The organism is Pseudodesulfovibrio cashew, from assembly GCF_009762795.1.
Lineage (GTDB): Bacteria > Desulfobacterota > Desulfovibrionia > Desulfovibrionales > Desulfovibrionaceae > Pseudodesulfovibrio > Pseudodesulfovibrio cashew.
The window spans coordinates 2713335-2739700 of the sequence record NZ_CP046400.1 but is presented as its reverse complement, the minus strand read 5'-3'; the positions used below and the strand labels follow the sequence as shown (position 1 = coordinate 2739700).

The 26366-nt window shown below is 55.7% G+C and carries 25 protein-coding genes; 18 read left to right on the top strand and 7 right to left on the bottom strand.

What is annotated here, in order from left to right; all coding sequences use genetic code 11:
* The first annotated feature begins 18 nt into the window (after positions 1–18).
* The 8 genes from GM415_RS12370 to GM415_RS12335 all read left to right on the top strand — a co-directional run bounded on the left by GM415_RS12370 (position 19) and on the right by GM415_RS12335 (position 9049).
* On the top strand, positions 19–1245 hold the full coding sequence (locus tag GM415_RS12370) for a glycosyltransferase family 4 protein (RefSeq protein ID WP_158948625.1): 1227 nt from the start codon (positions 19–21) through the stop codon (positions 1243–1245).
* Positions 1242–2219 carry a lysylphosphatidylglycerol synthase transmembrane domain-containing protein gene (locus GM415_RS12365; protein ID WP_158948623.1) on the top strand — a complete coding sequence of 326 codons (978 nt, stop codon included), beginning with the start codon at positions 1242–1244 and terminating at the stop codon, positions 2217–2219. The genes GM415_RS12370 and GM415_RS12365 overlap by 4 nt, the downstream gene beginning before the upstream one ends.
* 225 nt (positions 2220–2444) lie before the next feature.
* The gene (locus tag GM415_RS12360) at positions 2445–3821 is read left to right on the top strand and encodes a radical SAM/SPASM domain-containing protein (RefSeq protein WP_158948621.1); all 1377 of its coding nucleotides are present in this window, start codon (positions 2445–2447) and stop codon (positions 3819–3821) included.
* 20 nt (positions 3822–3841) lie between these two features.
* A complete protein-coding gene (locus tag GM415_RS12355; protein ID WP_158948619.1) occupies positions 3842–4795 on the top strand; it encodes an NAD-dependent epimerase/dehydratase family protein in 954 nt (317 codons plus the stop codon).
* Positions 4796–5044: 249 nt separating this feature from the next.
* Positions 5045–5905, top strand: a complete 861-nt coding sequence (locus GM415_RS12350) for an N-acetylneuraminate synthase family protein (protein ID WP_158948617.1) — start codon at positions 5045–5047, stop codon at positions 5903–5905.
* On the top strand, positions 5906–6922 hold the full coding sequence (locus tag GM415_RS12345) for a hypothetical protein (RefSeq protein ID WP_158948615.1): 1017 nt from the start codon (positions 5906–5908) through the stop codon (positions 6920–6922). It begins immediately after the preceding gene.
* Positions 6922–8331 (top strand): cytidylyltransferase domain-containing protein, encoded by a 1410-nt coding sequence (locus GM415_RS12340; RefSeq protein ID WP_158948613.1) that lies wholly within the window; start codon positions 6922–6924, stop codon positions 8329–8331. Before GM415_RS12345 ends, GM415_RS12340 begins: the two co-directional genes overlap by 1 nt.
* A gap of 1 nt (position 8332) precedes the next feature.
* Positions 8333–9049 carry a WbqC family protein gene (locus GM415_RS12335; protein WP_158948611.1) on the top strand — a complete coding sequence of 239 codons (717 nt, stop codon included), beginning with the start codon at positions 8333–8335 and terminating at the stop codon, positions 9047–9049.
* A gap of 6 nt (positions 9050–9055) precedes the next feature.
* Here GM415_RS12335 and GM415_RS12330 read toward each other — a convergent pair whose 3' ends face one another.
* A complete protein-coding gene (locus tag GM415_RS12330; protein ID WP_158948609.1) occupies positions 9056–10252 on the bottom strand; it encodes a sulfotransferase family protein in 1197 nt (398 codons plus the stop codon).
* Between the two features lie 22 nt (positions 10253–10274).
* Positions 10275–11141, bottom strand: coding sequence for a class I SAM-dependent methyltransferase (locus tag GM415_RS12325; protein WP_158948607.1), 867 nt, complete (start codon positions 11139–11141; stop codon positions 10275–10277).
* A gap of 362 nt (positions 11142–11503) precedes the next feature.
* Here GM415_RS12325 and GM415_RS12320 point away from each other — a divergent pair, with 362 nt between their 5' ends.
* Together GM415_RS12320 and GM415_RS12315 are read left to right on the top strand one after the other, a co-directional pair.
* Positions 11504–12964, top strand: a complete 1461-nt coding sequence (locus GM415_RS12320; protein WP_158948605.1) for a B12-binding domain-containing radical SAM protein — start codon at positions 11504–11506, stop codon at positions 12962–12964.
* Positions 12965–12986: 22 nt separating this feature from the next.
* Entirely contained in the window at positions 12987–14327 is a 1341-nt protein-coding gene (locus GM415_RS12315; protein WP_158948603.1) for a surface carbohydrate biosynthesis protein, read from the top strand.
* A gap of 118 nt (positions 14328–14445) precedes the next feature.
* Here the strand turns inward: GM415_RS12315 and GM415_RS12310 are convergent, their stop codons facing one another.
* On the bottom strand, positions 14446–15123 hold the full coding sequence (locus GM415_RS12310; RefSeq protein ID WP_158948601.1) for an LbetaH domain-containing protein: 678 nt from the start codon (positions 15121–15123) through the stop codon (positions 14446–14448).
* Between the two features lie 19 nt (positions 15124–15142).
* Positions 15143–16180, bottom strand: a complete 1038-nt coding sequence (locus GM415_RS12305) for a glycosyltransferase family 9 protein (RefSeq protein WP_158948599.1) — start codon at positions 16178–16180, stop codon at positions 15143–15145.
* Between the two features lie 266 nt (positions 16181–16446).
* Here GM415_RS12305 and asnB point away from each other — a divergent pair, with 266 nt between their 5' ends.
* Positions 16447–18327, top strand: a complete 1881-nt coding sequence (gene asnB, locus GM415_RS12300) for an asparagine synthase (glutamine-hydrolyzing) (protein WP_158948597.1) — start codon at positions 16447–16449, stop codon at positions 18325–18327.
* Between the two features lie 63 nt (positions 18328–18390).
* On the opposite strand, the gene GM415_RS12295 is transcribed toward asnB, so the two are convergent.
* Positions 18391–18591, bottom strand: coding sequence for a hypothetical protein (locus GM415_RS12295; RefSeq protein WP_158948595.1), 201 nt, complete (start codon positions 18589–18591; stop codon positions 18391–18393).
* Between the two features lie 20 nt (positions 18592–18611).
* On the bottom strand, positions 18612–19283 hold the full coding sequence (locus GM415_RS12290; protein ID WP_242012237.1) for a PilZ domain-containing protein: 672 nt from the start codon (positions 19281–19283) through the stop codon (positions 18612–18614).
* A gap of 245 nt (positions 19284–19528) precedes the next feature.
* Between GM415_RS12290 and GM415_RS12285 the strand changes: the two genes are divergently transcribed.
* From GM415_RS12285 to GM415_RS12260, 6 genes are all read left to right on the top strand, one after another.
* Positions 19529–19708, top strand: coding sequence for a FeoB-associated Cys-rich membrane protein (locus GM415_RS12285; RefSeq protein WP_158948591.1), 180 nt, complete (start codon positions 19529–19531; stop codon positions 19706–19708).
* Between the two features lie 57 nt (positions 19709–19765).
* Entirely contained in the window at positions 19766–20008 is a 243-nt protein-coding gene (locus GM415_RS12280; protein ID WP_158948589.1) for a FeoA family protein, read from the top strand.
* Positions 20009–20011: 3 nt separating this feature from the next.
* A complete protein-coding gene (gene feoB / locus GM415_RS12275) occupies positions 20012–22147 on the top strand; it encodes a ferrous iron transport protein B (protein ID WP_158948587.1) in 2136 nt (711 codons plus the stop codon).
* Between the two features lie 125 nt (positions 22148–22272).
* Positions 22273–23241 (top strand): hypothetical protein, encoded by a 969-nt coding sequence (locus GM415_RS12270; protein WP_158948585.1) that lies wholly within the window; start codon positions 22273–22275, stop codon positions 23239–23241.
* Positions 23242–23260: 19 nt separating this feature from the next.
* A complete protein-coding gene (locus GM415_RS12265) occupies positions 23261–23641 on the top strand; it encodes a RidA family protein (protein WP_158948583.1) in 381 nt (126 codons plus the stop codon).
* Between the two features lie 249 nt (positions 23642–23890).
* Complete coding sequence (locus GM415_RS12260; protein ID WP_158948581.1) at positions 23891–24682, top strand: 2-amino-3,7-dideoxy-D-threo-hept-6-ulosonate synthase; 792 nt, start codon at positions 23891–23893, stop codon at positions 24680–24682.
* Positions 24683–24763: 81 nt separating this feature from the next.
* Here GM415_RS12260 and GM415_RS12255 read toward each other — a convergent pair whose 3' ends face one another.
* Positions 24764–25075: an Hpt domain-containing protein gene (locus tag GM415_RS12255; RefSeq protein ID WP_158948579.1), complete on the bottom strand. Its 312-nt coding sequence runs from the start codon at positions 25073–25075 to the stop codon at positions 24764–24766.
* A 122-nt stretch (positions 25076–25197) separates the two neighbouring features.
* Here GM415_RS12255 and GM415_RS18205 point away from each other — a divergent pair, with 122 nt between their 5' ends.
* Positions 25198–26364: a murein transglycosylase domain-containing protein gene (locus GM415_RS18205; protein ID WP_277872923.1), complete on the top strand. Its 1167-nt coding sequence runs from the start codon at positions 25198–25200 to the stop codon at positions 26362–26364.
* The last annotated feature ends 2 nt before the right edge of the window (positions 26365–26366 follow it).

The window sequence follows — 26366 nt, the reverse complement described above, 5'->3', positions numbered from 1 at the left end:
ACTGTTTATCAGACGACAATGACTCAATCCATCCACTCAGTGGCAATGATGACGAACCTGTTCCCTCCCTTGGCAACAGGTTCGTCCATTCATTCCAGCACATTAGCGAATAAACTTGTTGAGCGGGGCGTAGCTGTCACCGTTTTTACAGCACATGTCAGCAAGGACGCTCCCGAACACGAAAACATGGACGGGATTGACGTCTACAGACTCCCGTGCTTCAAATTCCCAAAGCTCCCCATTGCTGTCAATTTCCCATGGATCAGCATGACCATGTTTCCCAAAAACATATCCTTCATGCGCAAGAAGCTGAGGGAAAACAACTGCCAACTCATCCATGTTCACAACCACATGTTCGACATGGCCCTCAATGGCGCCTATCTTGCCAACCGGCTGAAACTTCCATTGGCTCTGACGATCCACTCCATCATCCGTCATCCGAACCCCTTCTACAATGGCGTGCTGGGAGCAATCGACGCCACTTTTCTCAGATACTGCATGGTATCCAAAGCAGATGCCGTGGTTGATCTGGACAACTCTTGCACCAGGTACCTCGCTTCACGGTTTGGACGCGAAGACGGCACACTCATTCCGCTCGCCATAGACCTCCCTCAACAACCCTCCGCTGCAGATGTGGATGCCCTCCGAGACAAATACCAACTCCATGGGAAAAAAGTCATCCTCTCCGTCGGTCACCTGCATCATTTGCGCAATCGGCTTTCCCTGATTCGCGGCTTTGCCAAAGTGCTCAGAACCCACCCGGAGTCACGTTTGATCATCATCGGCGCAAGGAACTACCAACCCACGCTCGACCTCGTTGCGGAACTTGGCCTCGAAAAAGAGGTCATTTTCACGGGGAAGCAACCGCACCACCTGATCCCTGCCTTCCTGAAACTCTGCGATCTCCACTCCATGTGGTTTGATCTTGATCCCGAGGGAAGAAACTCCTTGGCGAACGCCAACATCGAAGCGATGTTTATGGGGAAACCGGTAATGGGAATGCTGGATATCAATGCCTACGGCAAAGGAGTCCTGAAGGACTGGGAAAACATCGTCATCATTCCGCACAAAGACCCGGAGCAGCATATAGCAAAAGCCCTGGTCAAGCTGTTCGATAATCCCGAGTTGGCAGAAACCATAGGGAAAAACTCACAGGATTTGGCCCAAAAGACATTCAACTGGGACCTTGTAACCGACCGACATCTCGCTTTGTATTCGTCATTGGCGGGCAAAGAAGCACAATGACCCGGCGCTGGCTCATCGCCCTTCCTCTCTTCCTGATAGGGACGTTCCTTTTTGGGCTGATCTTTCACCACGCCGGACTCACTTGGAGTGACTTCAGAAACACCATCCAGTCTCTTAATCCTGCACTGGTCCTTCTCTGTCTCGCCCTCCTGTCCTGTGTCTTCCTTTTATCAGCCCTCAAATGGCAGCTCGTCACAGAGGCCCAGAGCACAAAGCGATTAGGACTGTTATACTATTTCAGATATGTCTGCCTTGCAGTGTTCATGGGGCAAGCTCTTCCGATGACCCTTGCCAATGCGGCAACCCGTGCCTTTGCCATGAAACGAAGGGAAGTCATGCCTATCGCCAAGACCACAGGGCTCTTTCTATGGGATCAGGGGTTCGACCTGATTGCTCTGGGTCTGCTCGTATTCTCGGGACTCCTTCATTTCTTCTTCAAGATGCAATGGATGACCTCTGTGCTCTGCTTCCTGCTTGGAGTTATTGCAATCATTCTGCTCATGCCACTGTTCCTGGGCATTGTAATCTGGATCGCCTCACTCATGGGCAAACTCAAGCTGGTGCCGGGGCCTCTTCGCGAAAAATGTATTGGACTTCAACGGACCGGCATTCTCAATCCTGCTCTTGCAAGAAAACTGTTTCTGCTCAGTACCGCCAAATTCACAACAAGCGCCCTCTTTTACACCGCCATCATCATGGCTTACGGGTTCACCAACATGAGCCTCATTGCATTTTGGGGAGCTCCCAGTGCCGAACTTGCCGGGATATTGAGCCAGATGCCCGGAGGTTTGGGAGCACTCGATTGGACCTGGATGGGAATCATGGTAAACAACGGCCTTACGCCGCAGGTAGCCGCTGCCCTGACTCTCGGCATTCGCTGCCTGCTGTTGTCCGCCTATGTCATCACCACAGGCATCACGTGGAGCATTTACCTTCTCGTCTTTCGCGCCAGGCGGCATGGCCTGCAAGACTAAGCTTGCCAGCCTCACGTCTCCGTGCTAGCCGACGGGCTCATACAACATCAACAAAAAGATACGACAATGATGATACTCATAGTTCCAACCGTTGACACTCCCAATACGGCTATTCCTTCCACAGCTTGGGTTCAAGCTGCTCAGCAAATCGGTCCGGTTGCCACTTGGGGAGAAATCCCAGGCGCCACAGGACTCCCTGTCTGCTCAAACTGGAATGATGTCCAGATGTTCGCGAAGAGCAATGACGTCTCGACCATCATCTTCATTAACCCCAATCAATGGTATTTCGACCCCGCAATCGTTACCGATGGTCTGGAGCAGGCTGGAACCGGCTGGGACTACTTCACCCAGTTCGAACACTGCCGCCTGCCCGTCGGCATGGGTTGCCGCGCTTTATCCCTGCAGAACGACGAAATCCGCTCTTGGACACAGGGACCGGAAGAACTCGTTGCACATATCCTTGCAAACCCCTTGAAATTCATATGCCGATATGATGCGCGTCCCCTGACGGACTTCGAGACGTCTCTTGCAGAAAGTCGCTACCAGGCTGGTCACCCCTTCTTCGAGGAAATGCCGACGTCACCATCTCTCGAAAGCTTCAAGGCCAGAGCCACGAAAGTGGCACCGCCCAAATATGAGGCATCGACAGAGAGCGCCTTTGTGGACGAACGGCTCATGCCCGCCGGTTTCGGCTTTGAATCCAAGGAGTGCGCCGACTTCCCCACATACGTAATGTTCGACGTGACCAACGTCTGCAACGCAAAATGCGTGCATTGTCCGCACTCCACGGTATTCCCGGAAAAAAGGGGCGCCAAACGCCACCTCCCCCTGGAATACTTCAAGCAGGTCGTGAACGAATGCACGGACAAGCCTCTGAACTTCGTACGCATTACCGCCGACGGTGAGCCGCTCCTGCACCCGGACATCATTGAAATGCTGAATTACTGCGGAGCCAAGAACGTCGGCCCGGTCGGTCTGACGACAAACGGCTCATTGATGACCGAAGAAATGGCCCAGAAAGTCATTGACAGCGGCATCTTCATGGTCGACTTTTCCCTCGACGCAGCCACCGAGGAGACATACAAAAACATCCGCGTTGGCCTTTCCTTCAAGAAGACCTATGAAAATGTGAACCGGTTCATAGAACTGGCCCGTGAACAACGTCCGGAAATGAAGGTCATGGTCAGCTACGTCAAGCAGGAAGGCAACCTGCACGAAGTGGACGCCTTCAGGGAATATTGGGAGCCCAAGGTCAACAAAGTGCTGGTCAGGGAACTCATCTCCAACGTCAATCTGGTGGATACCCCCCGGGCTGACGCCGAGATCCAACGCCGCTGGCCCTGCCCTCACTTTTTCAGGCGGATCGTCATCAATTACGACGGCGTGCTCAAAGCCTGTCCCATCGACTGGGAGAACAAGACCTCCTACCGCTCCCTGGGTGAAACTTCGATATTTGACGCCTGGCACTCAGAGTATTATCACCGGGCGCGTATGGAGCATCTCAACTTGGCTTTCAAGACCGTAACCGCCTGCGGCGACTGCGCCGACTGGGCCGGAAGCCCGTGGGAACTGGGTTACGAGAAAGTCGTCAATACATTATAACACCTCAACGGAATAACATTATGAAAACGTACTTTGTTACCGGAGCCATGGGCTTCGTCGGTTCTCATTTCAGTGAATTGCTTCTTAAGAAAGGCGCCAAGGTTATCGGCCTCGACCTCGGCCCCCATGCCCCGCACCTGCTGGATTACGACAATTTCACCTTTGTTCAGGATACCGTAAAAAACGATGATATTCTGAAACGTTGCGTGGACATGGCCGACTACGTCTGCCACATTGCCGGCATTGCCGAGCCCGATCAATACGTCAAAACTCCGCGCAAGGTCATCGACATCACCGCCTTCGTCGGCATCAAGCTGATCGAGATGTGCCGCCTGACCGGCAAGCTCTTCTTCCTGACCTCCACTTCGGAGATATACGGCAACAACCCCAACGTGCCCTTCAAGGAAACGGATAACCGCGTCCTCGGCCCCACTTCCACCAACCGCTGGTGCTACTCCTCTTCCAAGGCCATTCTGGAGCACTACCTGATGGCCTGTGCTCACGCCAAGGAACTGGACTCCGTCATCGTCCGCCTCTTCAACGTCTATGGCCCCCGACTTAGAGGCCGCGTGGTCGCCAACTACCTCGAGAACGCGCTCCAGGGCAAAAACCTGATCGTGCACGGTGACGGCTCACAGACCCGTTCCTTCACCTACATCGACGACGTGGTGGATGCCTTTGACAGGCTCATCCACGACGAGAAGTGCTTCAACGAGATCTTCAATGTGGGCAACCCGGTGGAAACCTCCATCCTCGAATTCGCAAAGGCCGTCCAGAAGGTCAGCGACAAGCCCATCGATCTGGAATACATGACGCACGCCGAATACTACGGCAAATCCTACGAGGATATCGACCGCCGCGTTCCCGACGTTTCCAAGCTCGAGAAGTTCACCGGCTGGGTGCCGACCACGACTCTGGAAGACGGCCTGGAAAAGACCTTCGCCTACATGAAAGCAAAGGCTGCTGAAAAATAGAACGACAGCAACGGAGTCCGCACCAGGCGAACGCAAAGCCTGGTGCAGACTCCGCCTTCAAAACGGGCTACCATACAGAGCCTACTAAAAACAGGGCCAGTTCTACTCCGCTGGATATGCCCAAAAAGCGGAACGTACTGCGCCTGTTTACGTTTCAGACTATTGCTAGTCAGCACCGTGCCACAAACGATGTGAGTCAGGTAGGATTGGAAACCACAACGCTCAGTCCTGAAAAAGCGAGGGACCATCATGAAACCGAGAAAATCCGTCCAACTAGGCAACTTCACCGTAGGTGACGGCCACCCGGTGACCATCGTCGCCGAACTCGGCGTCAACCACCTTGGCGACTTCGGCCGCATGAAGGAAATGATAGCCGCCGCCGTTGAAAGCGGCGCGGATCTGCTGAAGTTCCAGACTTACATCGCGGAAAAGCGATACGACCCGATCAAGAACCCCAAGGGCAAGATGTTCATCAAATGGCTCAAGGAATGGGAGTTCACCCGGGACCAGGAAGCGGAGCTCTGGGAATACGCCAAGTCCCTAGGCGCGACGGTCTTCACCTCGGCCTTTGATCCGGACAGCGCGGACTTCGCTGAGTCCCTCGGCTCCGTGGGCTACAAGATCGCGGCCTTCGAACTGGTCAACAAGGTCCTGCTCAGACATGTGGCGTCCAAGGGCAAGCCCGTGGTCTTCACCCGTGGCATGGCCACCAACGAGGAAGTGGACGAGGCGATCAAGATCATCACCGAGCACGGTGCCGAACCGGTCATCCTGCACACGACTTCATCCTATCCGGCCCAGCGCAAGGACACCAACCTCTGGACCATACATGCCCTCAGGGAACGCTACGACTGGCCCGTCGGTCATTCGGACCACACCCACGGCACCTACGTCCCTCCCCTGGCCGTTGCCGCAGGCGCGAACATGATCGAAAAGCACTTCACCGTGAACCAGAAGCTGCGCGAGTCCGACAACTTCTTCTCCCTCACGCCCAACGAACTCAAGGAAATGGTGTTCAAGGTGCGCCAGGCGGAACGGGTCATGGGACAGGAAGTGGTCAAATGCGAGGCCGAGGAGTACATGTACGACTTCAGAAGGCACACGGACTAGATGGCAAACAGGATTCTTTTCCGCACCCGCGGCGGCCCGACCCAGGGATGGGGCAACGTCTTCAGGCTGGCTGCCTTCGCCGATCTCTGCAAGGAGCGGGGTGAAACGGACATACACTTCCTGGTGGAAGGCCCGAAAGAGGTGCCCGCGTTCATTGAGAGCCGGGGCTACCCTGTCACGGGCCTGCCTGACGAAGTCTCCCTGGAGGACGAAGGCGCAGCCCTCGAAGCCCTTGGCCGCTTCGACCTGGTGATAATGGAAATGCTGGAATGCCATCACCTGCGCCAGCGCCTGTTGAAGCGATTCGCCGACAAGGTCGTGGTGTTCGACGACCTGCTGGACCACACCTACGAGTGCGACCTGGTAATCTGCGGCCAGGACCTGCCTAGCTTCGGCAATATTTCGATCAGCTCGCCAGCGACTCGGTTCGAAACCGGATACGACTATTTCATGTTCGCTCCGGCCTACCGCCGCTACATCGGAAAGGAACGCGCCCTCAACAGTGAGGTGCGCACCGCCTTGGTCGCCTTCGGCGGCGGTCGCTATGATGTGGCCTATCTCAAGGCAGCGCACGCCCTGGCCCGGTTTCCGCAGGTCACTCCGACCTTCATCCTCGGCCCCGCAGCCACCAGATTAGGCGAGGACCTCCAGGCCATCCTGCCCGAGGCAAAAATTCTCGGACGGGTGGACAACATGGACGAGATGCTCTTCAACTCCGACCTGGCCATCGTCAGCGCTGGCTATCTCAAACTGGAGTCCGCCATAACCAGGACCCCGGCGATCATGATCGCCACCCAATGGCACCAGATTCCCCTCGCAGAAGAATTTCATGCCAAGGCGGGCATGGCCTCCGCCGGATACATGGGATTCACCACGCCGGATGAACTCGCATCGCTGATAACGCAGCTCCTGCCCATGGGAAGTCGCCAACAAACTGTGGAAGCGGCCCTCAAGGCCGTTGACGGGAAAGGCTCTGACCGCGTCCTGGATCTCCTTTTCGGCGAGGAAACAGTATAATGCATCATGGGGAAAAAGTTGCGGCTGTCATCGTCGCCCGCATGGGGTCCAGCCGTCTCAAGGACAAGATGATCCTGCCCTTCGGGGAGACCGACATCATCCGCTCGGTCTTTGACCGCATCCGAAAATGCGCCCTTGTGGACCAATTCGTCTTTGCCACCACGACAAATCCGCTGGACGACATCCTGGCCGAAATAGCTGCTGAGGAAGGCCTGTCGGTGGTGCGGGGCAGCGAAAATGACGTGGTCTCCCGTATGGCCGACGCCATAAACGCCCTGCCAGAAAGGCCCGACGTCATCGTCAGAGTCTGCTCGGACAATCCCCTGCTCATGCCGCCGGTCATCGACGACGCGGTCCGAGAGTTATGTGACAACGACGCCGACATCGTCACGCCGTTCGAGTTCGGAACCTATCCCTTCGGATACGGCGCGGTGGTCATGACCATGAGAACCATGGACCGAATTACCACCGAAGCGACCGAAAAAACGCACCGCGAACACGTGGAAAATTTCTGTTTCGACAATACGGGGTCATTCCGCATCCGATACCAGCTCGCCCCAGAGCCGCTCTGCCTGTCCGAGCTATTCCTCACCCTGGACTACGACCTGGACTACAGACGGCTTTGCCTTGCCCAAAAGGGGATTGCGGCAAAGCCTGTCGCCATCCAGCATCAGGCCCTGGCCGACTGGGTGCGGGCCTGCCGCATTGCTCTCGACATTCGTGAAACGGATGTCAGGGAAGCCATGACAGAAGTCCTTAAACGTATGGGCTTCACTGTCCTTGACGACACCCTGGATGCAGACCTCCTCATTTCCGACCAGGAACCTGTCCGAACGCCGGACACCCCGCGCGGCGCGCTCTACCCCGATCCGGACGTGGCAGGAAGACTACTCTACACCCATCGGGACCTGGACGAACCGTATGCCTGTTTTCAATACGATGGTCCCAACGCGCCCTTCGGCCCCTTCCTGCTGGAAGCAGCCCTGGTTCGCATGGCCGTCCGTGCGGCAGCGGGGTTCCCGCCCAGTGTGGGACAACGTGTCCGCTTCCTCCCAGCGGCGGAGAAGGTCTCTTCAACCAGCCGCCCCGGATTCAAGACAAACAACGCTGCCCTCTTTCCGCCCGTGCTCACGGTTCCGGAGACCCTGCCCGCTCCATGCCGCGAACGGCTGGACCGGGAACTGAGTCTTGATGTGGCCAGGGAGTGCAAAGTGACCCGTTTTCCCAATACGCTCACGCCGGAGGAGGCCGTGTTCACCATTCTGGAACTCGCCGAAAACGGGGACATCAAGACACCTGCCAGCGACAAAGTCCTGGGCAACATCACATCCCGCACCATCCAGGAGGCCTGGCAGAGCCCGGCCATGCAACGCCTGAGAGGGGCCATCCTCAACGGAGACCTGATTTAATATGAGCCTGAGTTGCGCAATCTGCCAGCCCCATTACCTGCCTTGGGTAGGCTATTTCGAAATGATAGACCGCGTGGATGTCTTTGTCTTTCTCGACGATGTCCAGTTCATTAAACGCGAATGGAAGAACCGAAACCGCATTCGTAGCGGCCCGACGACCGAAGATACCAAGTGGCTTACTGTTCCGGCGGTGAAAGAAGACCAGATGAAGGCCATCAAGGACGTCCGCATCTCAGAGCACTCCGACTGGGTGCAGAATCACTTGAACAGCATCCGCCATACCTACCAGGGCACGCCGTATTTCACGCCGTGGTTCGACAGGATCAGTGAAAAGCTGGACGAGTTCCGGAACATGACCGTCGGGAACCTGAATATTGCCCTCATCAGCTGGCTCTGTGAAGAAATGGGAATCGGGACAAAGCTCGTCCTGAGTTCGGACCTGGATGTTCCCGGAAAGAAAGAACAGAAGCTGATCAACATCTGCGGGGCTATCGGTGCGGATTTCTACCTTGCCAACAATGCCACGGCGACCTACACGGGCGAGGCGGACTTCGGTCCTCACGGCATAGAATTCCGGACCCAGGACTACACCCATCCGGAATATGCGCAGTTCAACAAGGGCAAGGGACTGCCTTTCATCTCTCACTTAAGTGTCATTGATCTGCTCTTCAACCACGACACGGCGGGAAAAGAGATTCTCCTGAGCACTCGAAGTTAGGAGAAATCAGGACAGATCGGCGTAGGCCTCGCTCAAGACGGCAAGCGCTTCCGGGTAGAGGAAAAACTGCACCACGCCGTCTCCGTCCAGAGACTCGCTGCCGGCCAATACGGCCCGCCGCATTTCCTCGTTCTCCAACACCTGCTTCCATTTGGAGGCATCCGTAAGGTGCGCCGACTCGGGTTCGCCCCGGAGCCAGGAAACCAGTTCGGCTTCATTCGGCTCCATGTCGGGGAGAGGGAAATCCGAAGCCGTACGGTGCCTCCCTACCAGTTCGTATCCGAGATAGTGCAATTCAGGGCCGCACAGATATTCGAGAAAGTCGATCTGATCCGGCGTCAACGTCTGCTTCCATCGGTCCACGGAGGAGGTGAAAATGCCCTGCTGCTGTCCATAGGACGAATTGGACTCCCAATTCGTTCCAGTGGTCTGGTCCACGTTGGAGGAGACATCAATCATTGCAGGATCGTATTCCAGCCCGAGAAAATCACAAATACGGCGGGCCTGTTTTTCCGGCTCGTCGACCAACGATTCATAACAAACGGGAAGAACGCGGTCTGCCAGACCGGAAGCGGGATTGGTGAAAGCGATCAGACTGGCAACGGACTTGCGCCAGTTGCGGGCATAGAAAAGATAAGGACGCTTTTCTTCCTTCGCGTTCTGCGAGGCGGCAACGGCCCGGACATCCCTGTAGAGCAACAGCACCTTGAAATCAGGAAAGGCCCTGAGCATGGCAGGGATGAACTCCTCAAGCCAGGACATCTTGAACCCGACCACCGGGTCGGCGCATCCCTGCTTCGGGTAGCTCCTAGCCACCAGAACCATCAGCTCTTCGAAGAATCCGGCGAACGTATCCGCCCAGATCCTGGCGATATCCTCCAGCAGGCCAGGGTGAAATTTTGCCGTGGTGTCGTCCACCCTGTTATTGAGTGCGTCGAGGTCTTCAGGCGAAAGGCGCTCCGACAGATCACTCCCTGCGATTGCCAACCGCGCCGCCACATTGGGATTCAAGAAATTGTCCTTGAACGGACCGCCCGGCGTCCAGTCATGCGTGGCATGCGAACTGTAGGCCCTGTCGCGAAACCGGCGGAAGAAATGAAGGAAGGAATCGTTGGCGACAACGACTTCCGAGTGAAAGTTCATCAGCTTGGAAAGCAGGGTGCTCCCCGAGCGGAACATGCCGGTTATCATTATATTGCGCATTGATATCGACTTACTTGCGGATTTATTGCTCACCTTCTTTTTGGTATACAACACTCATCATCACACCGTAGAAAGGAGGTGAAGCAAAATCTATTTTCTTGCCTTCTCGGACCGCTTCAATGGCTTTTGCAACGAGCAAAATATCTTCTTCAATATTGGCATACGGCGTTTCCTCATACAAGAAATGCTCGCCGCGCTTACAAAAGCCATGGCTTGCAAAATATTCATCAAAATGCCGCACGGAAAAATGCATCAAATGAGGCAAAGGATTATGCAGCCTCCATTTGTCCTTAAACACTCTACAAGGAACACTTTGGGCGTTTGGCGTGCTGGTGATATAGATGTACCCGCCATCATTCAATAAGCTGAGAGCTTTTTCAAGGTATGTTTTAGGAAGTGGGATATGTTCTATGACCCCACGAAAGACAATTAGATCAAACTTTCTGTCAAAATCCATAAAGGCGAAATCGCCTTGATAAACTGAATGTTTCTTCCCACACTCAGCTGCGCCTTCCGTCCCTATTTCCACTCCCAGAGTTTCATACCCCTGTTCCTTGAAGACGTCTAAAAAATACCCCCCACTACACCCCACATCAAGGACGGAGCAAGGCCCGGTGAACCCATGAATATACTTGAATTCCAATTGATACATCAACTCACGCTGTTGGCGCTTGTTCTCATCCGCCAAGTGAACCTGACTAAGATGATCGGAATAGAACTTTGCCAACCCTTCAGCATTCAGCATCTTACCCATGTAAATTAAGCCGCACTTGGAGCATTCAACCGCCTGAATGCCGTCTTGGGGTTCCCCCCAGTCTTCTCTCGACTCGGAATTACACCAAGGGCATCGAGTAATTTCATTGAACATGGAATCGGCAAATGGAGTCATTATCTTCTCCTGATTTTCTTTCTTGCACGCCAAAGAATTTCCCCTGAAAGACATGGGAAAAATTCGACACTCACGTGTTAATTTTGGCAGTATCGCTTTTCAAAATGGGGATATCCATACGGAAGGGAGACAATGCGCTATAATCGTTTCTTTAGTCAACACAATAGTCCGCTGAGATCCCCGTCCTGTTTACTGAAATGTCCCTATTCACAGGTTTGACGGAACAAACGCTTGGATGTAAGGAGATGTGGCTCCGGCCATCTGAAATTACGTAAGAACGACGCACTTGGCCCCCCATTGTCTCACACTCAATATCCAAGTGACCACACGCCGAATTCACACATCTTAACAGGTTTGCATAAATGAAAAACATTGTTTTTGTCCAAAAAGACAACACTTTCATAATGGAGTTGGGTATTACCATAGCAACTCTCCGTGATAAAGGTTACAATCCGACCCTGCTAAGTGCTAAACATGAGCATAATAATCTGTATGACGAGTTGGATAAAAACACACCACTGGCCATAGGTGTCTATTCGGATGTTTATGACCTGTACAAGGATTATAATTTCTTTCACCTTATGGCAATGCTACGTGAAGTCAAAAGCAGATTTACAAACACTTTCATATTTATGGCAGGTGTACAGCCAGCTATGTACCCAGAGTCGTTGGCGCAGAATAGCCATATTGACTGCTTTGTCATTGGTGATGCAGAGATTGTTCTGCCCAATGTCCTAAATGCGATAGAAACGGGAAAAGATATTTCAGACCTAGACGGAATAGCTGTATATCAAAATGACAAGTTAATAGTGAACAAGCCAACGGAATACGTTGACTTCTCACAATTACCTCTTCCGGACGTTAGTGCGTTTACGCAATACCCCGGGGCATTTCGATATGGTCATCGGGTAGCCTTCGCCAGAGGATGCCCCAACAACTGTTCCTTCTGCTTCAACCATGTATACAAAGCGAATTATGCTGGGAAAAATGTAGAACTTCCGAAGTACTACTCTGCTGAATACTTGACACAGATATGTGAGCTTTTGGTCAAAATTGATCCAACAGCAAACATGATCTATTTCACTTACAGTACATTCACAATCTCCAAAGCCTTTTTTCAAGATTTTATTGAAACCTACAGCAAGCGCGTGGGTCTTCCCTATATCATCACAACAAGACTTGATTGTGTTGACGACGAAATTGCCAGTCTGCTGAAATCATCTGGGTGCAGCAAAGTGACGGTTGGAATTGAATCCGGGAACGAATATCTCAGAAATACCGTTCTAAACAAGAACCTTTCCAACAAGGCTATACTGAATGGAATGAAAATCCTAAAAAAGCACGGCCTCAGGGTCGGCTGCAACTTCATCATGGGTTTCCCCAAGGAGACCTTGGACAACGCTATTGAAAGCCTGGATATGTACAGGGCTGTCGATGGGGATTTTCTTACCATCAGCATGTTTGCCCCACTCCCTTCCCTGGCCCTGACGGATTTGGCACGAAAGGAAGGATGCCTCGAAGGCATCGAAGGCAAAAATTACTCTATTGCCAAACCAAACATTTCCACACCAGACATAAAAGAGATCCAGAATCTCACATGTCTCGCCCCATTATATCTCAAAGTACCAAGCAAGACTCTCATCAAGTTTCTCTGCCGGTTGCCACACAACTCTCTGTTTGAATTGGTTAAATACACTCCAAGGATCGCCACAGTTCTCAGATACGATTTGAAAGAAGCCAAACTCGGCACGAAACTCCGATATCTGAATTACGCCTGCAAAACAGCCTTAAAAGGGATTCGTCCCAAAAGCAGCTATCAATAAAGCCCCATTGCAACCGATCACTATGAATCTTTATATTGTTGTTGAAATTACCGCGCGAGAGTTACAAGCCAAAGCCTTTCTTGCCGGCCTTGCGGCGCTGGAAGGATTCAAGGTTACGTTCGGGCACGAAGACATGATCCGCCGAGTCGCCAAACTTGGAACACCCGGCATTTTCTATGACAAAAGCCTGCACACGGATTACCCAAAGCTGCATACGGCCCTCAGCCGTCTCGGACATCGGATAGCTGTAAACGACGAAGAGGCATTAACCCCGATACCGGAAAGATATACTACGGCAGTGACGACTAAAGCGGTCGACATTGTCGATTTACACCTTACATGGGGGAATTATCAAAGAGAGCTGGTGAGCTCCGTATTCCCACAATTCAACCACAAATCGGTTCCGGTAGGGAATGTTCGGATGGACCTCCTGAGAAGTGAGCTGCGGGCCATTTTTCAGCCTAGGGTTGATGCCCTGAAAAAGAAACATGGCGACTTTATTCTAATCAACACCCGCTTCCCTTCGATCAACAACATTGAAGGGCCTGACGCCATTAAAAGGATCATCGAGGCAGGCTTGCAAGGCAATGTTGAAGTTGCCAGAAAAGCCTTTGAACTGGATGAAAAAATCTACCCTAAATTTCTGGAGATGGTGGAAGCACTGGGGCGACGATTTCCGGATAAGACTTTCATAATCCGGCCGCATCCTTCGGAAAGCTCGTTATCTTGGGAAAAACTGGCCGATTCCTCTGACAATCTCAAAGTTGTCCGAGAAGGAAGCGTGCACCCGTGGATTCTTGCTAGTGAAATGGTTATCCAGCATGGATGCACTACGGCGGTCGAAGCCTTTTTCCTTGAAGTCCCCTGTGTGTCATATAAGCCGTACTCAATGAAAGGAATCGACCGGGAACTTCCCGACGCAGTGTCCTACAATGCCTTTGACCTCGAAGAAGTCTGCGAATGTGTCGCCGGAAACAGGGATGAGGACTTCACCAAGCTCAGACCGCAGTGGACAGAGATGGCCAAACATTACATCACATCGACTGACGGCCCTCTGGCGGCGGTTTCAACCGTTGCCGAATTGCGCAAGCTCGCCCAGGTAAGAAAAAAAATCGACATCCCATTCATGCTGAAAACACGCATGGATCAGAGTGCGCGCAGCCTGAACCGCCGTTTCAAGAAATGGCTGCGAAGCGTTGCCGGCAAACCTAAAAAGGTAAAGGACGCAGCACTCTGGAAACCGCTTACACAACAAGAGCTAAAACAACTCCTTGCTGACTTTTCATTCTATGATCCGCGTTTTGCCCAACTGGATGTTAAACAAACCTACTTGGAATGCTTCCAAATTCGCTATTCCCAATAGCAACACCTGTCCGCAAGGCCAATAAACGCATTTGAAGGAAAAGCAGACTCTTTTCGACGCAATACGCTTTGCATAATGGTTATAAACCACTAGGCATCACAGCATTAACAAAATCACTTCAATGCAAGCTTTTTGTATTGAAGTGATTTTTATTCAAAAAATAGCTTTCCTCTTTTGTCTTGATAACAATATTTGGCGAACGCCCAAAAACCAGAGAATTATCCGGAATTACTTCATCCTTCAAAAAGGACCTTGAAGAGATGATACAATTTTTCCCTATATGAGTATCCCCTATGACCGTCACTCCACTCCAGAGCGTGACATTCTTTCCAAAAACGGGATACCTACCACGATTTCCGCCGACAGTGACATTCTGGATAAAAAAGAAATAGTCTGAATAGGTAGCCCGTCCTAAAACAGAACCGAGAGGATGGCTCAGATGGAACACGTCAGGCAATTTCACTTCATAGAACATGTCAACGCCATGAAGAGCTTTGTTTAGCTGATAGACTCTTGCTGCCAAAGAGGCATTTTCAAACTCTTCATAAAGCGAGTTCGACAAATAATACAAGAAAATGCAATAAAGGTTAGAATACTCCGTATTAAAAATAGGCTCGCCATCTTCAACAAGGTGCTTGCTTACACAATCCCTGAAGCATCTTTCACATCGTTTAATCGTCACATCAACAGCCTGGAATAATTGTGTACTGTTCTTTTTACGATCAACACACCACATATTCTCCAGCTGCCGGACCACAAGCTCCTTAATATCATCTACAGACTGTGCAAACCGCATTTCATCCACCTCGATCGTTTTAGCTTCCAACGCTCAAATCAAGCAACTCAAGTGCCGACGGCAGACACTCTTCCGGGAGGAGCTGCTTCAGGCAGTTGCGATGTTCGCAATCGTTGGAGTTGCAGGGCTGACATGGCAATTTCTTGTTCAGGCTGATGTGCTCCCTGGAGGGGAAGCACCAGGCACCCGGGCCGGTGGCGCCGTGCATGACCAGAGACGGCGTGCCCACCGCGATGGCCATGTGCCTGGGAGCGGAACAGTTGCCGATGTGCAGTGCCGCCCGCTTCTGTACGGCGGCCATTTCCCTCAGAGACTGGAGTTCGTCGGGAACTACGGCGGCTTCGCCGATCTCGCCTGCCACGCGTTCGGCCAGCTCCCGCTCGCCAGGGCCCCAGAGTATGAGGGCGCGCATGGCGGGATGGCGTTCCCGGATCAGATTCACGAGCCGGGCAAAATAGGACGCGGGCCAGCGTCGGGTCTCGCGCCGGTGGCTCGGGTCCACGGCCAAGAACGGAGCATCCCCAAAGCCGATTCCGGCAAGGTACGCATCTGCCCACGCCATTTCCACTTCAGTCATGAACATTTCGGGAGGCAACCCGTCCCACTCGACGCCAAGGGGCTTGAGCACGCTTGCCTTGGCAATAGCGGCATAGGCCCTGTCCATGGTCGTCCAGTGGGTGTAACCGAACCGATTATACCACGGCGGCGTGAAGGTCAGCCGCACCGGAGCGTTGGAGAGTCGTACCACCCACTTGGTGCGCGGCAGTTGCTGGAAATCGACGATCAGGTCGTACCCGGCCCTGCCGACCTTGGCATAATAGGCCAGTGCCTTTAACGGATTCTTGAGCGCCTTCCTGTCGATGGGCCAGATATGGTCCACGTTAGGATTATTTTCCAGAATGGGGACGCACTTCTTTTCGGTCAACACGTGGATGGCCGCGTCCGGATACCTCTTGCGCAACAGGCGAAGGCAGGGGGTGAACAGGACCACATCGCCTATCTGGCGCAGTTGGCAGGCCAGGATGCGTTTGGGGGTATACGTTGCCAGCTCGATCATTCTCTTCCTTAAAATCTCGATTACGTCCGAAACGTCCCGCGCAGAGTAACCGGCGAGGACACTGGAGGCATAAGGCGTGAGCCCCCCAGGGTCAAGCTGTTTCATTTTCAGGCATTTCCCACTACTGCCCCCTGCCTGTATTCATTGACCGGGCATACCCAATTTTGCTAGTTGATTTTCATGATTAAATCGCAATGGCGAACCGTTGACGCCCTGACCACAACCCTGCCGACATCGATCGGCGGCCACCTCCAGGATACCCCTTCATGTGCGGCATAGCCGGTTTCTTCCAGCCTGGCGGGACCACCCGGCCGGAGACACTGGCTCCGGTGCTTGCGCGCCTCACCCATCGTGGACCGGACCACCAGCAGACCTGGTCCAGGGATGGCATTGAACTGGGCCACGCCAGACTCTCCATCCTCGATCTCTCGGAAAACGGGCACCAGCCCATCATCGACCCGGTTACGGGCAACGCCATCGTGGTCAACGGCGAGATCTACAATTTTCAAGTCCTGCGCGAAGAGTTGCGGACCAAAGGATACGAATTCAAGTCCACGGGTGACAGCGAAGTCCTGCTCCATCTCTATGCCGAATACGGGGAGGCCTGCCTGCCCATGTTGCGGGGCATGTTCGCCTTCGCAATCTGGGATAACCGCGAGCGCAAGCTGGTCATCGGGCGGGACCGTATGGGCAAGAAGCCGCTCTTTTACGCCGACACTCCGTCCGGCTTCGCCTTCGCCTCGGAAATACGTGCGTTATCCGCCCACCCCGCCGTGTCCCGAGACATCGACGTCGAAGCCATGGACCTCTTTCTGAGCACAGGCAGCGTCCCCGCCCCCTGGTCCATCTATACCGCCATACGCAAGCTGCCTCCCGCTCACTACGGCGTGGTCACACGTGACGGGTTGAGTATCAAACGCTACTGGGCCCTCGACTTCAGGCAAAAGATCGAATGCGGTGAAGAAGAGGCGCTGGAGACCATCCAGGCACACTTGGAGGAAGCCACACGGCTCAGGCTCGTCAGCGACGTGCCGCTGGGAGCATTATTGTCGGGCGGCGTGGACTCCAGCCTGGTGGTGGCGCTCATGGCGAAAATGAGCGCAGAACCGGTGCAAACCTTCACCGTCGGCTTCGAAGAAAAAAAATACGACGAGACCGAGCACGCTGCCAAGGTCGCCCGCCATCTCGGGGTGGAGCATCACGTGGAGGTGCTCAAGCCAGCCGGTTTCGAGGAAATGCTGCCCTCGGTGGTCCGCCAGTACGGCGAACCCTTTTCGGACGACGCCTCCCTGGCCTCGATGCTCCTGAGCCGAGCCACCCGCCGCCACGTGACCGTGGCCCTGGGCGGTGACGGCGGAGACGAACTCGCCCTGGGCTACTCGTCCTATACCCACGCAGGGACGGCCTGCCGCCTGAACCGTCTGCTCAAGGGCAAGCCGCTGTCCAGAGACAAAGTCCATGCCTTGTTCGCGGACAACGCCCCCTGGGCAGAGCTGCGGCGCAAGGCCGCCTTCCGCCTGCTTCGACCGGAGCTCAAACATTTGCTCCGCACCGAGCGCGCCATGGACGCCCACAAGAAGCGCATCTACGCCAACGAAACCGCGACAAGGCTGGACAACCTGGCCTTTGACTGGATGTACGACCTCTCACGAGACTCCTACGGTCACGCCGACAATCCGGTGGAAAGGATGCTCTGGATGGACAACGTCAACTGCCTGCCGGATACGCTGCTGGTCAAGATGGACATCGCCTCCATGGCCTACGGGCTGGAGGTGCGGTCCCCTTTGCTCGACCATGTGCTCATCGAATACATGGCCGGACTTCCGGTCGAACTGAAGATAAAAAACGGCGAGACCAAATATCTGCTGAAGAAACTGGCGGAGAAATTCATCCCGAAGGATGTCCTCTATCGTCCCAAGCAGGGCTTTTCCATGCCCGTGACGCGATGGATCAGAGGATCGGCGGCGGAATTTACCCGCGAAGCCATGAGCCAGGCGGCTCCGTTTTTCGGAAAATATTTCGACACGGCGGCGCTGGACAGCGTGGTTGAGGAACACATCACCGGAAGGAAGAATCACAAAAACCTGGTCTGGAACCTGCTCAACCTCGCCCTGTGGGCCGCCGCGCACCAGGCGGGCGAAGTCTAGGCCGCGTTTCACCGTCGAGGGAAGGCTCCAGGACAGCAGGGCCCGACCTCAAAGAGATCCGGCCTAATCGTCTTTTCGACGGTCGTCCCGACGGTTCTTGAAGGTAATGGACGCAAGGCAACCGGCCAGCCCGCCCAGGGCCACAGCCTTGCCAGCGGGCATCATGTCCGTGAAACTGAAAAGATAGCCGATGGCGCATCCCGCGATGATGCCTTTGGCCAAGGCGTCGATCCACGCCATGAATTCCCTGGAATCGTCGTTCATCGTCACATCCCTTGAAGGGGCTAGAGGTAGGAGTGCAATTGCACGTACTGGTGCGTCGTCATCGATTCGAAACTCGCGCCGATACCGGGCAGACGCATGGCCTTGCCCCAATGGCTGCACCAGCGAACCTTGAGCTCGATGGGCGTCTTGTCCTCGAACTCGTTGACCACCAGCCAGGCCGGGCTGGCGGCTTCCCACTGGTCCACGGAATACACGAAGCAGCCGTGCTCCGAGACGTTGATGGTCACGGTGCGCTCGGCCTGCATCTCTTCCATGTCGATGTCCTTGAGCAACAGGACATTGAAGACCAGGTCATGCCGCTCCGCCACTCGAATGGAGCGCGGGGTAAACGGTATGCATTCGTCCTGAATGAATTCGCTCAGGCTCCTGTTGTCCCGCATGGTCCCGCCGTGGGCCAGACCGCGAATCCCGCCAAACCGGGAGTTGTACATTAGACGCAGAACGGGAAACCGCTCCATGATGCGCGTGATCCGGTTCTTGTCCTCGCACTCGCAACGAATCATGGTCGGCACATCCACCAGCAGGCCATTATAGACCCCGTTGATGAGCGTGTCGGTCATCTCGTCCGGTGAGGCAATACAATCGTATTCGACGCCCAGTTTGCTCAGGACGCCGGTATAGGCCGAGCGGGCCTCGCCCTCCTCGGCAACCAGTAATATTTTCGTGTTCACCTTGTCAGGATCCTCCGAAGCAGCCATTTGTATCTGAGCATAAACAGGTTACAAAAACAAGCGGCTTGAACATGAACCCATGATTTTCTCCAATACACTTGCCGAGATACCCCCTAGCATGTCATGGATTCCCGCCACATTTTCCCTTTCAAACAGACTTCACCATTTTACTTGACATTGATTTTCAACATCACTATTTAGTTTGTGGCGGACGAAAGCGTCCGCGAAACTTTGAGGGAAATATCATGTATGACACCATTCTTGTAGGCGCCATTATATTGGCCGCCGTCTTCTTCGTCGCACGTCGCCTATACAGGCAGTTCACGGCAAAGTCCGGTTGCGGATGTAGCGGTTGCGGTAAGGATTCATCCTGCTCCTCCGCACATGACAACAACTGTTGTACCGGCTGCGGAGAGCTCCGCTGATTTTTTTTGCCACAACGTTGATAACAATTATCAACCAACTGAACGAGGAAGACACCCATGGGAAATTCCATCTGCCTGCGCAAGGCTAAAGTGAACCAGAAACTCAAAATCCTGACCGTATCCGCCGAAGGAGAACTGGGACGCCGCATCCGTGATCTGGGCCTCATTCCCGGAACGGAATGCAAGGTCATAGGCAAGGCGCCTCTCAAGGACCCGGTGGCGCTCCGCCTCAAGGACTTCACTCTCACGCTGCGCAACAGCGAAGCCGACCATATCACCGTCACCCCTCTGGAGGACTAGCGCATGGCCAGCTACACTCTCGGTATCGCAGGCAATCCCAACTGCGGCAAGACGACCATGTTCAACGCCCTGACAGGCGCACGACAGCACGTGGCCAACTGGCCCGGTGTCACCGTGGAGAAAAAGGTCGGGCACATCGAGGCAAGGGGCCACTCCCTTGAACTGGTGGACCTCCCCGGCACTTACTCGCTCACCGCCTATACCCAGGAAGAACTGGTGGCCCGGAACTTTCTGGTGGACGAACGCCCCGAGGTCGTCATCGACGTCATGAACGCCGACGCCCTGGAGCGTAACCTTTACCTGGCCGTGCAGATCATGGAGCTGGGCGTACCCCTGGTCCTTGGGCTGAACATGATGGACGAGGTCCGCAAGAGCGGAAAGGCCATCGACAGCGCGCGCCTGTCCAAGCTGACCGGCTGCGCAGTGGTGGAGACCGTTGCCCGCAACGAGTCCGGCACCAGGGAGCTGCTCGATGCCGCCCTGGCTCTGGCCGAGGAGAAAAAAGGCGCCTGGTCGCCCCTGAACATCTCCTACGGCCCGGATCTCGACCCCGTGCTTGACGAAATGACCCGGATGATCACCGAGGAAAACTTTCTCACGGACAGGGTTCCTGCCCGATGGACCGGCATCAAGTACCTGGAACGGGACGAAGACGTGGTCATCAAGGGACGTCTGGCCAATACAGCCCTCTCGGACAAACTCGAGGCCATGGCCAAGGAAGTGGGCGCACACACGCAAAAGACCCTCAACGCCCAGCCCGACGCCCTCATCGCAGATCACCGCTACGGCTTCATCGCAGGCATGATCAAGGACGTGGTCTCCTATCCCGTGCTCGACGAGGACCGAATCTCCCGCTCGGACCAGATGGACAAGGTTCTCACCCATACCGTGCTCGGGCCGTTGATCATGCTCGGCATCATCTATCTCATATATAAAGTGACCTTCTCCGTGGGCGAAATTCCCATGGGCTGGCTCGAAATGTTTTTCGGCTGGCTTGGGGACACAGCCACCAACATCCTTCCCGAAGGACACCTGCGCTCGCTGGTGGTCTCCGGCATCATCGATGGCGTGGGCGGCGTACTCGGCTTCGTCCCGCTGATCATGTTCATGTTTCTGATGATCTCGGCCCTGGAGGACTCGGGCTACATCGCGCGCATGGCCTACATGCTCGACCGCATCTTCAAGATATTCGGCCTGCACGGCACTTCGGTGCTGCCATTCATCGTCTCCGGCGGCATCGCGGGCGGCTGCGCCGTACCCGGCGTCATGGCCACCCGCACCCTGCGCTCGCCAAAGGAAAAGCTCGCCACCTTATTCGTCACTCCCTACATGACCTGCGGCGCCAAGGTCCCGGTTTTCCTCATGCTCACCGCCGCTTTCTTTCCGGAGAACTCTGCCACGGTCATGCTCGGCATCACCCTGACCGCCTGGGCCATGGCCCTGATCGTGGCCCGCATCCTGCGCTCCACCGTAATCAGGGGCGAGTCCACCCCGTTCGTCATGGAGTTGCCGCCCTACCGCATGCCCACCCTGCGCGGCGTGCTCATCCATACCTGGGAACGCACCTGGGAGTACGCCAAGAAGGCGGGCACCGTCATCCTCGGCATCTCCATCCTCATCTGGGCCATGATGACCTTCCCGCAGCTGCCCCAGGAACGGCTGGACCATTACGCGCAGCTGCGTGCCGCTGCCCAGACAGAAGAGCAGACCACCGAGATCGACAACAGCGAAGCCGAAGAGGCCGTGCGCAACACCATCGCCGGACGCATCGGCACCGCTCTGGAGCCCGTTTCCGAACTGGCCGGATTCAACTGGCGGGTGAACATCGCCCTGACCGGCGGCTTCGCGGCCAAGGAGGTCATCGTCTCCACCCTGGCCACAGCCTACTCCCTGGGCGAGCTCGACGTGGAAGAGGCCCAGCCCCTGTCCGAACGGTTGGTGAAGGACCCGCAGTTCACCGTGGCCTCGGCCATCGCCCTGATCGTCTTCACCATGCTCTACGCCCCGTGCTTCGTCACCGTGGTGACCATGGCCCGCGAATCGAGCTGGTCCTGGGCCGCCTTCAGCGTGGTTGGCTCAACCACCCTCGCCTTTGCCATGGCAATCCTCAGCTACCACGTGGCAGGAGCATTCCTGTAACGGCAAAGATACCCAAACATTCATCGGGGAGTCCTTCGGGGCTCCCCTTTTTTGTATGCTTTACGGTCGGGACCGCTTCCCTTTTTCCCATTGATACCCTATCGTCCCTCCCGGACGGCCAACGTATGAACACCATTATTCATTTTGCCAAAACGCTCTTCAAGGATGCCTTCACCGCATCCATGGAACTCTTCAAGGTCATGGTTCCCATCCTGATCGCGGTCAAGGCGCTCCAGGAGATGGACGTTATCCAGTACCTTGCCTGGCCGCTGGAGCCGATCATGAGCCTGGTCGGCTTACCCGCCGAGATGGGCCTGGTCTGGGCCACGGCCATCATCAACAACATCTATACCGGGCTCATCGTCCTGGCTTCCCTCATCGGCGACAATCCGCTGACTTCGGCACAAGCCACCGTGCTCGGTGTACTCATGCTTGTGGCCCACGGCCTGCCCGTGGAGTGCGCCATCGCCAAGCGCTCCGGGGTACGCTTCCTTTTCCAGGCCCTTGCCCGTCTAACGGGTGCGTTCGTCTTCGCCTGGGCGCTGCACCTCATCTATTCGTCCACAGGCACCCTGCAGGGGCAGGCCACTCTGCTGTTCCAGGCGGACCAACTGGGAGCGGCCGATCCGTCGCTGGCGGCCTGGGCTCTGGGCCAGGCCAAAAACCTGATTTCGATCTTCTGCATCATCCTCTCCCTGCTCATGGTCATGCGCCTGCTGCACGCAATCCGGGTCATCGACCTGCTCAACCGGATACTGCGGCCCGTGCTCAATGTGATCGGTATCGGCCCCAAGGCTTCGGCCATCACGGTCATCGGCCTGACCATGGGGCTCTCCTACGGCGGCGGCCTGATCATCAGCGAAGCCAAGTCCGGCAACGTGGGCAAAGAGGACATCTTCTATTCCCTGACCCTCATGGGCCTGTGCCATTCGCTCATCGAAGATACCCTGCTCATCACGCTCATGGGCGGCCACATTTCCGGCATCCTCTGGGCGCGGCTGGGCTTTTCCATCCTGGCCATGGCCGGCATAGTCCAAATTGTGCGCCGACTTCCGGCCCCCGTACGCAACCGTTACCTCTGGGCCGACGCATAGCCCGGAACAAGGAGGCATCATGACCATCTCCTTCATCCACACCGACAACGCACCGGCCGCCGTGGGTCCCTATTCCCAAGCCACCCAATCGGGCGGCTCCCTGTATGTGTCCGGCCAGCTGGGCATCATTCCCGGCGAAGAGAAACTGGCCAATGGCTTCGAGGCCCAGGCCCGGCAGGCCCTGTCCAACCTCAAGGCCATCCTGGAGGAAGGCGGCTCAAGCCTGGACAAGGTCCTGTCCGTAGACGTCTTTGTCACCGACATGGGCCGCTTCGCGGAACTGAACGCCATCTATGCCGAATTCTTCGGGGATCACAAACCGGCTCGGGCCGCAATTGAGGTCGGCGGGCTCCCCCTTGGCGGTCTGGTGGAACTCAAGTGCATCGCCTTGGCAAAATAACGAATCGAAATTCAAGCCGTTACGCAATCGCCACTTGACACCACACGTTCCATTCGGCTAATTGATACGCATGCACAACATTACCGCCCGTTTCTTTTTCTTTTTTAGCTTTTATTTTAACAGGAACGCCTGCGGTCTTGGTGTGCATTAATTAAACAGTACAGAGAACAACCAAGAGGCCGCGGGCAAAGTCCGCGGCCTCTTTCTTTTTGGGCCGCACCCCGGCCGCAACAACACGAGGAGACAGTCATGCATTTGGGTAAAGCGATCAGAATGGAACGGATCATGAACCGCAACAACGGACGCACCATCGTCGTCCCCATCGACCACGGCGTCACCGTCGGCCCCATCTACGGGCTGGTGGACCTGCGTGACACCGTGAACCAGGTGGCTGAGGGCGGGGCCAACGCCACGCTCATGCACAAGGGCATCCCCCGCTGCTCCCATCGTGCCGGCGGCAAGGACATCGGGCTGATCATCCATCTGTCCGGCTCCACTTCCCTTTCCCCCACTCCCAACGCCAAATCCCTCGTCGGCACCGTGACCGATGCGCTCAAGCTCGGCGCGGACGCGGTCTCCCTGCACATCAACCTCGGCGACGCCACCGAGACGCAGATGTTGGCGGACCTCGGCGCGGTCTGCTCCGAAGCCAACGAGTGGGGCATGCCCGTCCTGGCCATGATGTATGCCCGAGGCCCCAAGATCAAAGACGAGTACGCCCCCGAAGTCGTGGCCCACTGCGCGCGCGTGGGCGTGGAGCTGGGCGCTGACATCGTCAAGGTCAACTACACCGGCGACCCCAAAACCTTCTCCCGCGTGGTGGACGGCTGCTGCGTACCCGTGGTCATCGCGGGCGGCCCCAAGCTCGACAGCGACCGCGACCTGGTGCAGATGGTCTACGACTCCATCCAGGCGGGCGGCTCCGGTCTGTCCGTGGGCCGGAACATCTTCCAGCACAAAAGCCCGGCCAAGATCGTGGCGGCGCTCAACAAGGTCGTGCATGAAGACTGGGACGTGGACGCGGCCATGGAGCTGCTGTAACCCGGCCGAAATCGAATACCAGCAAAAAACGGGTGGGCGATCGCGTCGCCCACCCGTTTCCTTGCCGGCATCGCCGTGCCGTTATTTGCGGAATTCAACCTTGACGTTGTCCAGGTAATGCTTCATGCGCGAAATATGCTCCGCACATCCCTGTCGATCCTCATTGCGAGCCGCCGTCTCGAGATGGCATCCGATGTCTCCCATGCCGCGAAAGCCGTAGCCGTAACCGGTCCCCTTGGCCGTATGGCCGAGTCTTGCGAGCCCGGAATAATCCTCGGCCTCGAGAAACATCCTCATCTGATCGACGTCCTTGTGAGAACTGTCGAAAAACCGTTCCATCAATTGTTCCAGGGCGGGGTCGATCATTTCGACAATAGGGTTTCGACCATCCATAATACCCTCCTGCTGTGCACCGCCATTGTGCCAGGATTTTCACCAGCTTGAATTTCTCGTGAAACCCTCTTAACCTTTCTATATAGTCACCAGCGCCCAAGCAAATGTCAAGGAGTAATGGAGTGTTGCACACTTGGAGAACATGCCTCCTGCTCTGCCTCGCCCTGGCCCTCGGGTCCTGCTCGCGGTATGATGCCGTGCGCATCGCCAGAGCTGCGGCAACGGGCAGCCCTGCGGCCGCAGCCGAGGCCCTGGCGCGCGACAAGGCCATCGGCTACGCGACCAATCCGGCAGCCCTCGGGAGCGACATCAAACGCTTCACAGAGACGGTCAACGCCTTCATCGAGGCGGTGGCTTCGGTCTGGGGCGAGGACGACGTCCAACTGCCCGCGCCCAAGCAATACGTCAAATACACCGACAACTACCTCTCCCGCGCCAGCGTGGACTTCGACACGGGCCGGATTACCGTTGAGACCGTGGACGACAAGGCACCGCTCGCCACCCTGAAAAACGCCATTATCACTACATTGCTCACCCCCGGCGATCCTCGGGCCGTGGACCTCTACTCCGCCAAGACGGTCAAGCTCGGCGAGACGCCCTTCCTGCTCGGCGAGGTCAAGGATCATGAGGGCAAGGATATCCGTTGGGCATGGCGGGCCGAGCGGTTCGCCGACTATCTCATCGCCACGCGGCTGAGCTCGCGCGAGGTCGACGGCAAGACCGCCCGCGCCGTCTCCTTCGATATGGTCAGGGACCACCTGGACATCCGGGCAAGGAAATACCAAGACACCGTCCTGGCCAACGCAAAGCGTTTCGACATCAGCCCCAATCTCATCTTCGCCATCATGAAGGTGGAATCCGACTTCAACCCGTTCGCGGTCAGCCAGGCCATGGCCGTCGGGCTCATGCAGGTGGTGCCGTCCACGGCCGGAAGCGACGTCTACCGCTTCCTCAATGGGCATGACGGCACGCCTCGGCGAGACAAACTCTTTGTCCCATCCACGAACATCCTCTATGGCAGCGCATACCTGCACCTGCTCGACACCCGTTTCCTGGGAGCAATAAACAATCCCGTGTCACGCGAGTACTGCGTCATCGCCGGATACAACGGCGGCGCAGGTGGGGTGCTCAAAACCTTTAGCAGGGACAGGGACGAAGCAGCGGACCGCATCAACTCGCTACCCCCCGCCCAGGTCTATTCCACCCTGCGCACCAGGCTGCCCCACGATGAAACGCGGCGCTACCTGCTCAAGGTCCTTGACGCCAAAAAGCATTTCGTTAATTTTTAACA

What these genes read in the sequence shown, in the direction of transcription:
- feoB (WP_158948587.1), top strand. Translation starts at nt 20,012, where the DNA reads ATGGCCAGCTACACTCTCGGTATCGCAGGCAATCCCAACTGCGGCAAG.
- GM415_RS12305 (WP_158948599.1), bottom strand. Translation starts at nt 16,180, where the DNA reads ATGATCGAGCTGGCAACGTATACCCCCAAACGCATCCTGGCCTGCCAA.
- GM415_RS12345 (WP_158948615.1), top strand. Translation starts at nt 5,906, where the DNA reads ATGGCAAACAGGATTCTTTTCCGCACCCGCGGCGGCCCGACCCAGGGA.
- GM415_RS12280 (WP_158948589.1), top strand. Translation starts at nt 19,766, where the DNA reads ATGGGAAATTCCATCTGCCTGCGCAAGGCTAAAGTGAACCAGAAACTC.
- GM415_RS12330 (WP_158948609.1), bottom strand. Translation starts at nt 10,252, where the DNA reads ATGCGCAATATAATGATAACCGGCATGTTCCGCTCGGGGAGCACCCTG.
- GM415_RS12350 (WP_158948617.1), top strand. Translation starts at nt 5,045, where the DNA reads ATGAAACCGAGAAAATCCGTCCAACTAGGCAACTTCACCGTAGGTGAC.
- GM415_RS12340 (WP_158948613.1), top strand. Translation starts at nt 6,922, where the DNA reads ATGCATCATGGGGAAAAAGTTGCGGCTGTCATCGTCGCCCGCATGGGG.
- GM415_RS12270 (WP_158948585.1), top strand. Translation starts at nt 22,273, where the DNA reads ATGAACACCATTATTCATTTTGCCAAAACGCTCTTCAAGGATGCCTTC.
- GM415_RS12310 (WP_158948601.1), bottom strand. Translation starts at nt 15,123, where the DNA reads ATGCGGTTTGCACAGTCTGTAGATGATATTAAGGAGCTTGTGGTCCGG.
- GM415_RS12320 (WP_158948605.1), top strand. Translation starts at nt 11,504, where the DNA reads ATGAAAAACATTGTTTTTGTCCAAAAAGACAACACTTTCATAATGGAG.
- GM415_RS12255 (WP_158948579.1), bottom strand. Translation starts at nt 25,075, where the DNA reads ATGGATGGTCGAAACCCTATTGTCGAAATGATCGACCCCGCCCTGGAA.
- GM415_RS12360 (WP_158948621.1), top strand. Translation starts at nt 2,445, where the DNA reads ATGTTCGCGAAGAGCAATGACGTCTCGACCATCATCTTCATTAACCCC.
- GM415_RS12265 (WP_158948583.1), top strand. Translation starts at nt 23,261, where the DNA reads ATGACCATCTCCTTCATCCACACCGACAACGCACCGGCCGCCGTGGGT.
- GM415_RS12365 (WP_158948623.1), top strand. Translation starts at nt 1,242, where the DNA reads ATGACCCGGCGCTGGCTCATCGCCCTTCCTCTCTTCCTGATAGGGACG.
- GM415_RS12355 (WP_158948619.1), top strand. Translation starts at nt 3,842, where the DNA reads ATGAAAACGTACTTTGTTACCGGAGCCATGGGCTTCGTCGGTTCTCAT.
- GM415_RS12370 (WP_158948625.1), top strand. Translation starts at nt 19, where the DNA reads ATGACTCAATCCATCCACTCAGTGGCAATGATGACGAACCTGTTCCCT.
- GM415_RS12335 (WP_158948611.1), top strand. Translation starts at nt 8,333, where the DNA reads ATGAGCCTGAGTTGCGCAATCTGCCAGCCCCATTACCTGCCTTGGGTA.
- GM415_RS12325 (WP_158948607.1), bottom strand. Translation starts at nt 11,141, where the DNA reads ATGACTCCATTTGCCGATTCCATGTTCAATGAAATTACTCGATGCCCT.
- GM415_RS12285 (WP_158948591.1), top strand. Translation starts at nt 19,529, where the DNA reads ATGTATGACACCATTCTTGTAGGCGCCATTATATTGGCCGCCGTCTTC.
- GM415_RS12295 (WP_158948595.1), bottom strand. Translation starts at nt 18,591, where the DNA reads ATGAACGACGATTCCAGGGAATTCATGGCGTGGATCGACGCCTTGGCC.
- GM415_RS12315 (WP_158948603.1), top strand. Translation starts at nt 12,987, where the DNA reads ATGAATCTTTATATTGTTGTTGAAATTACCGCGCGAGAGTTACAAGCC.
- asnB (WP_158948597.1), top strand. Translation starts at nt 16,447, where the DNA reads ATGTGCGGCATAGCCGGTTTCTTCCAGCCTGGCGGGACCACCCGGCCG.
- GM415_RS12260 (WP_158948581.1), top strand. Translation starts at nt 23,891, where the DNA reads ATGCATTTGGGTAAAGCGATCAGAATGGAACGGATCATGAACCGCAAC.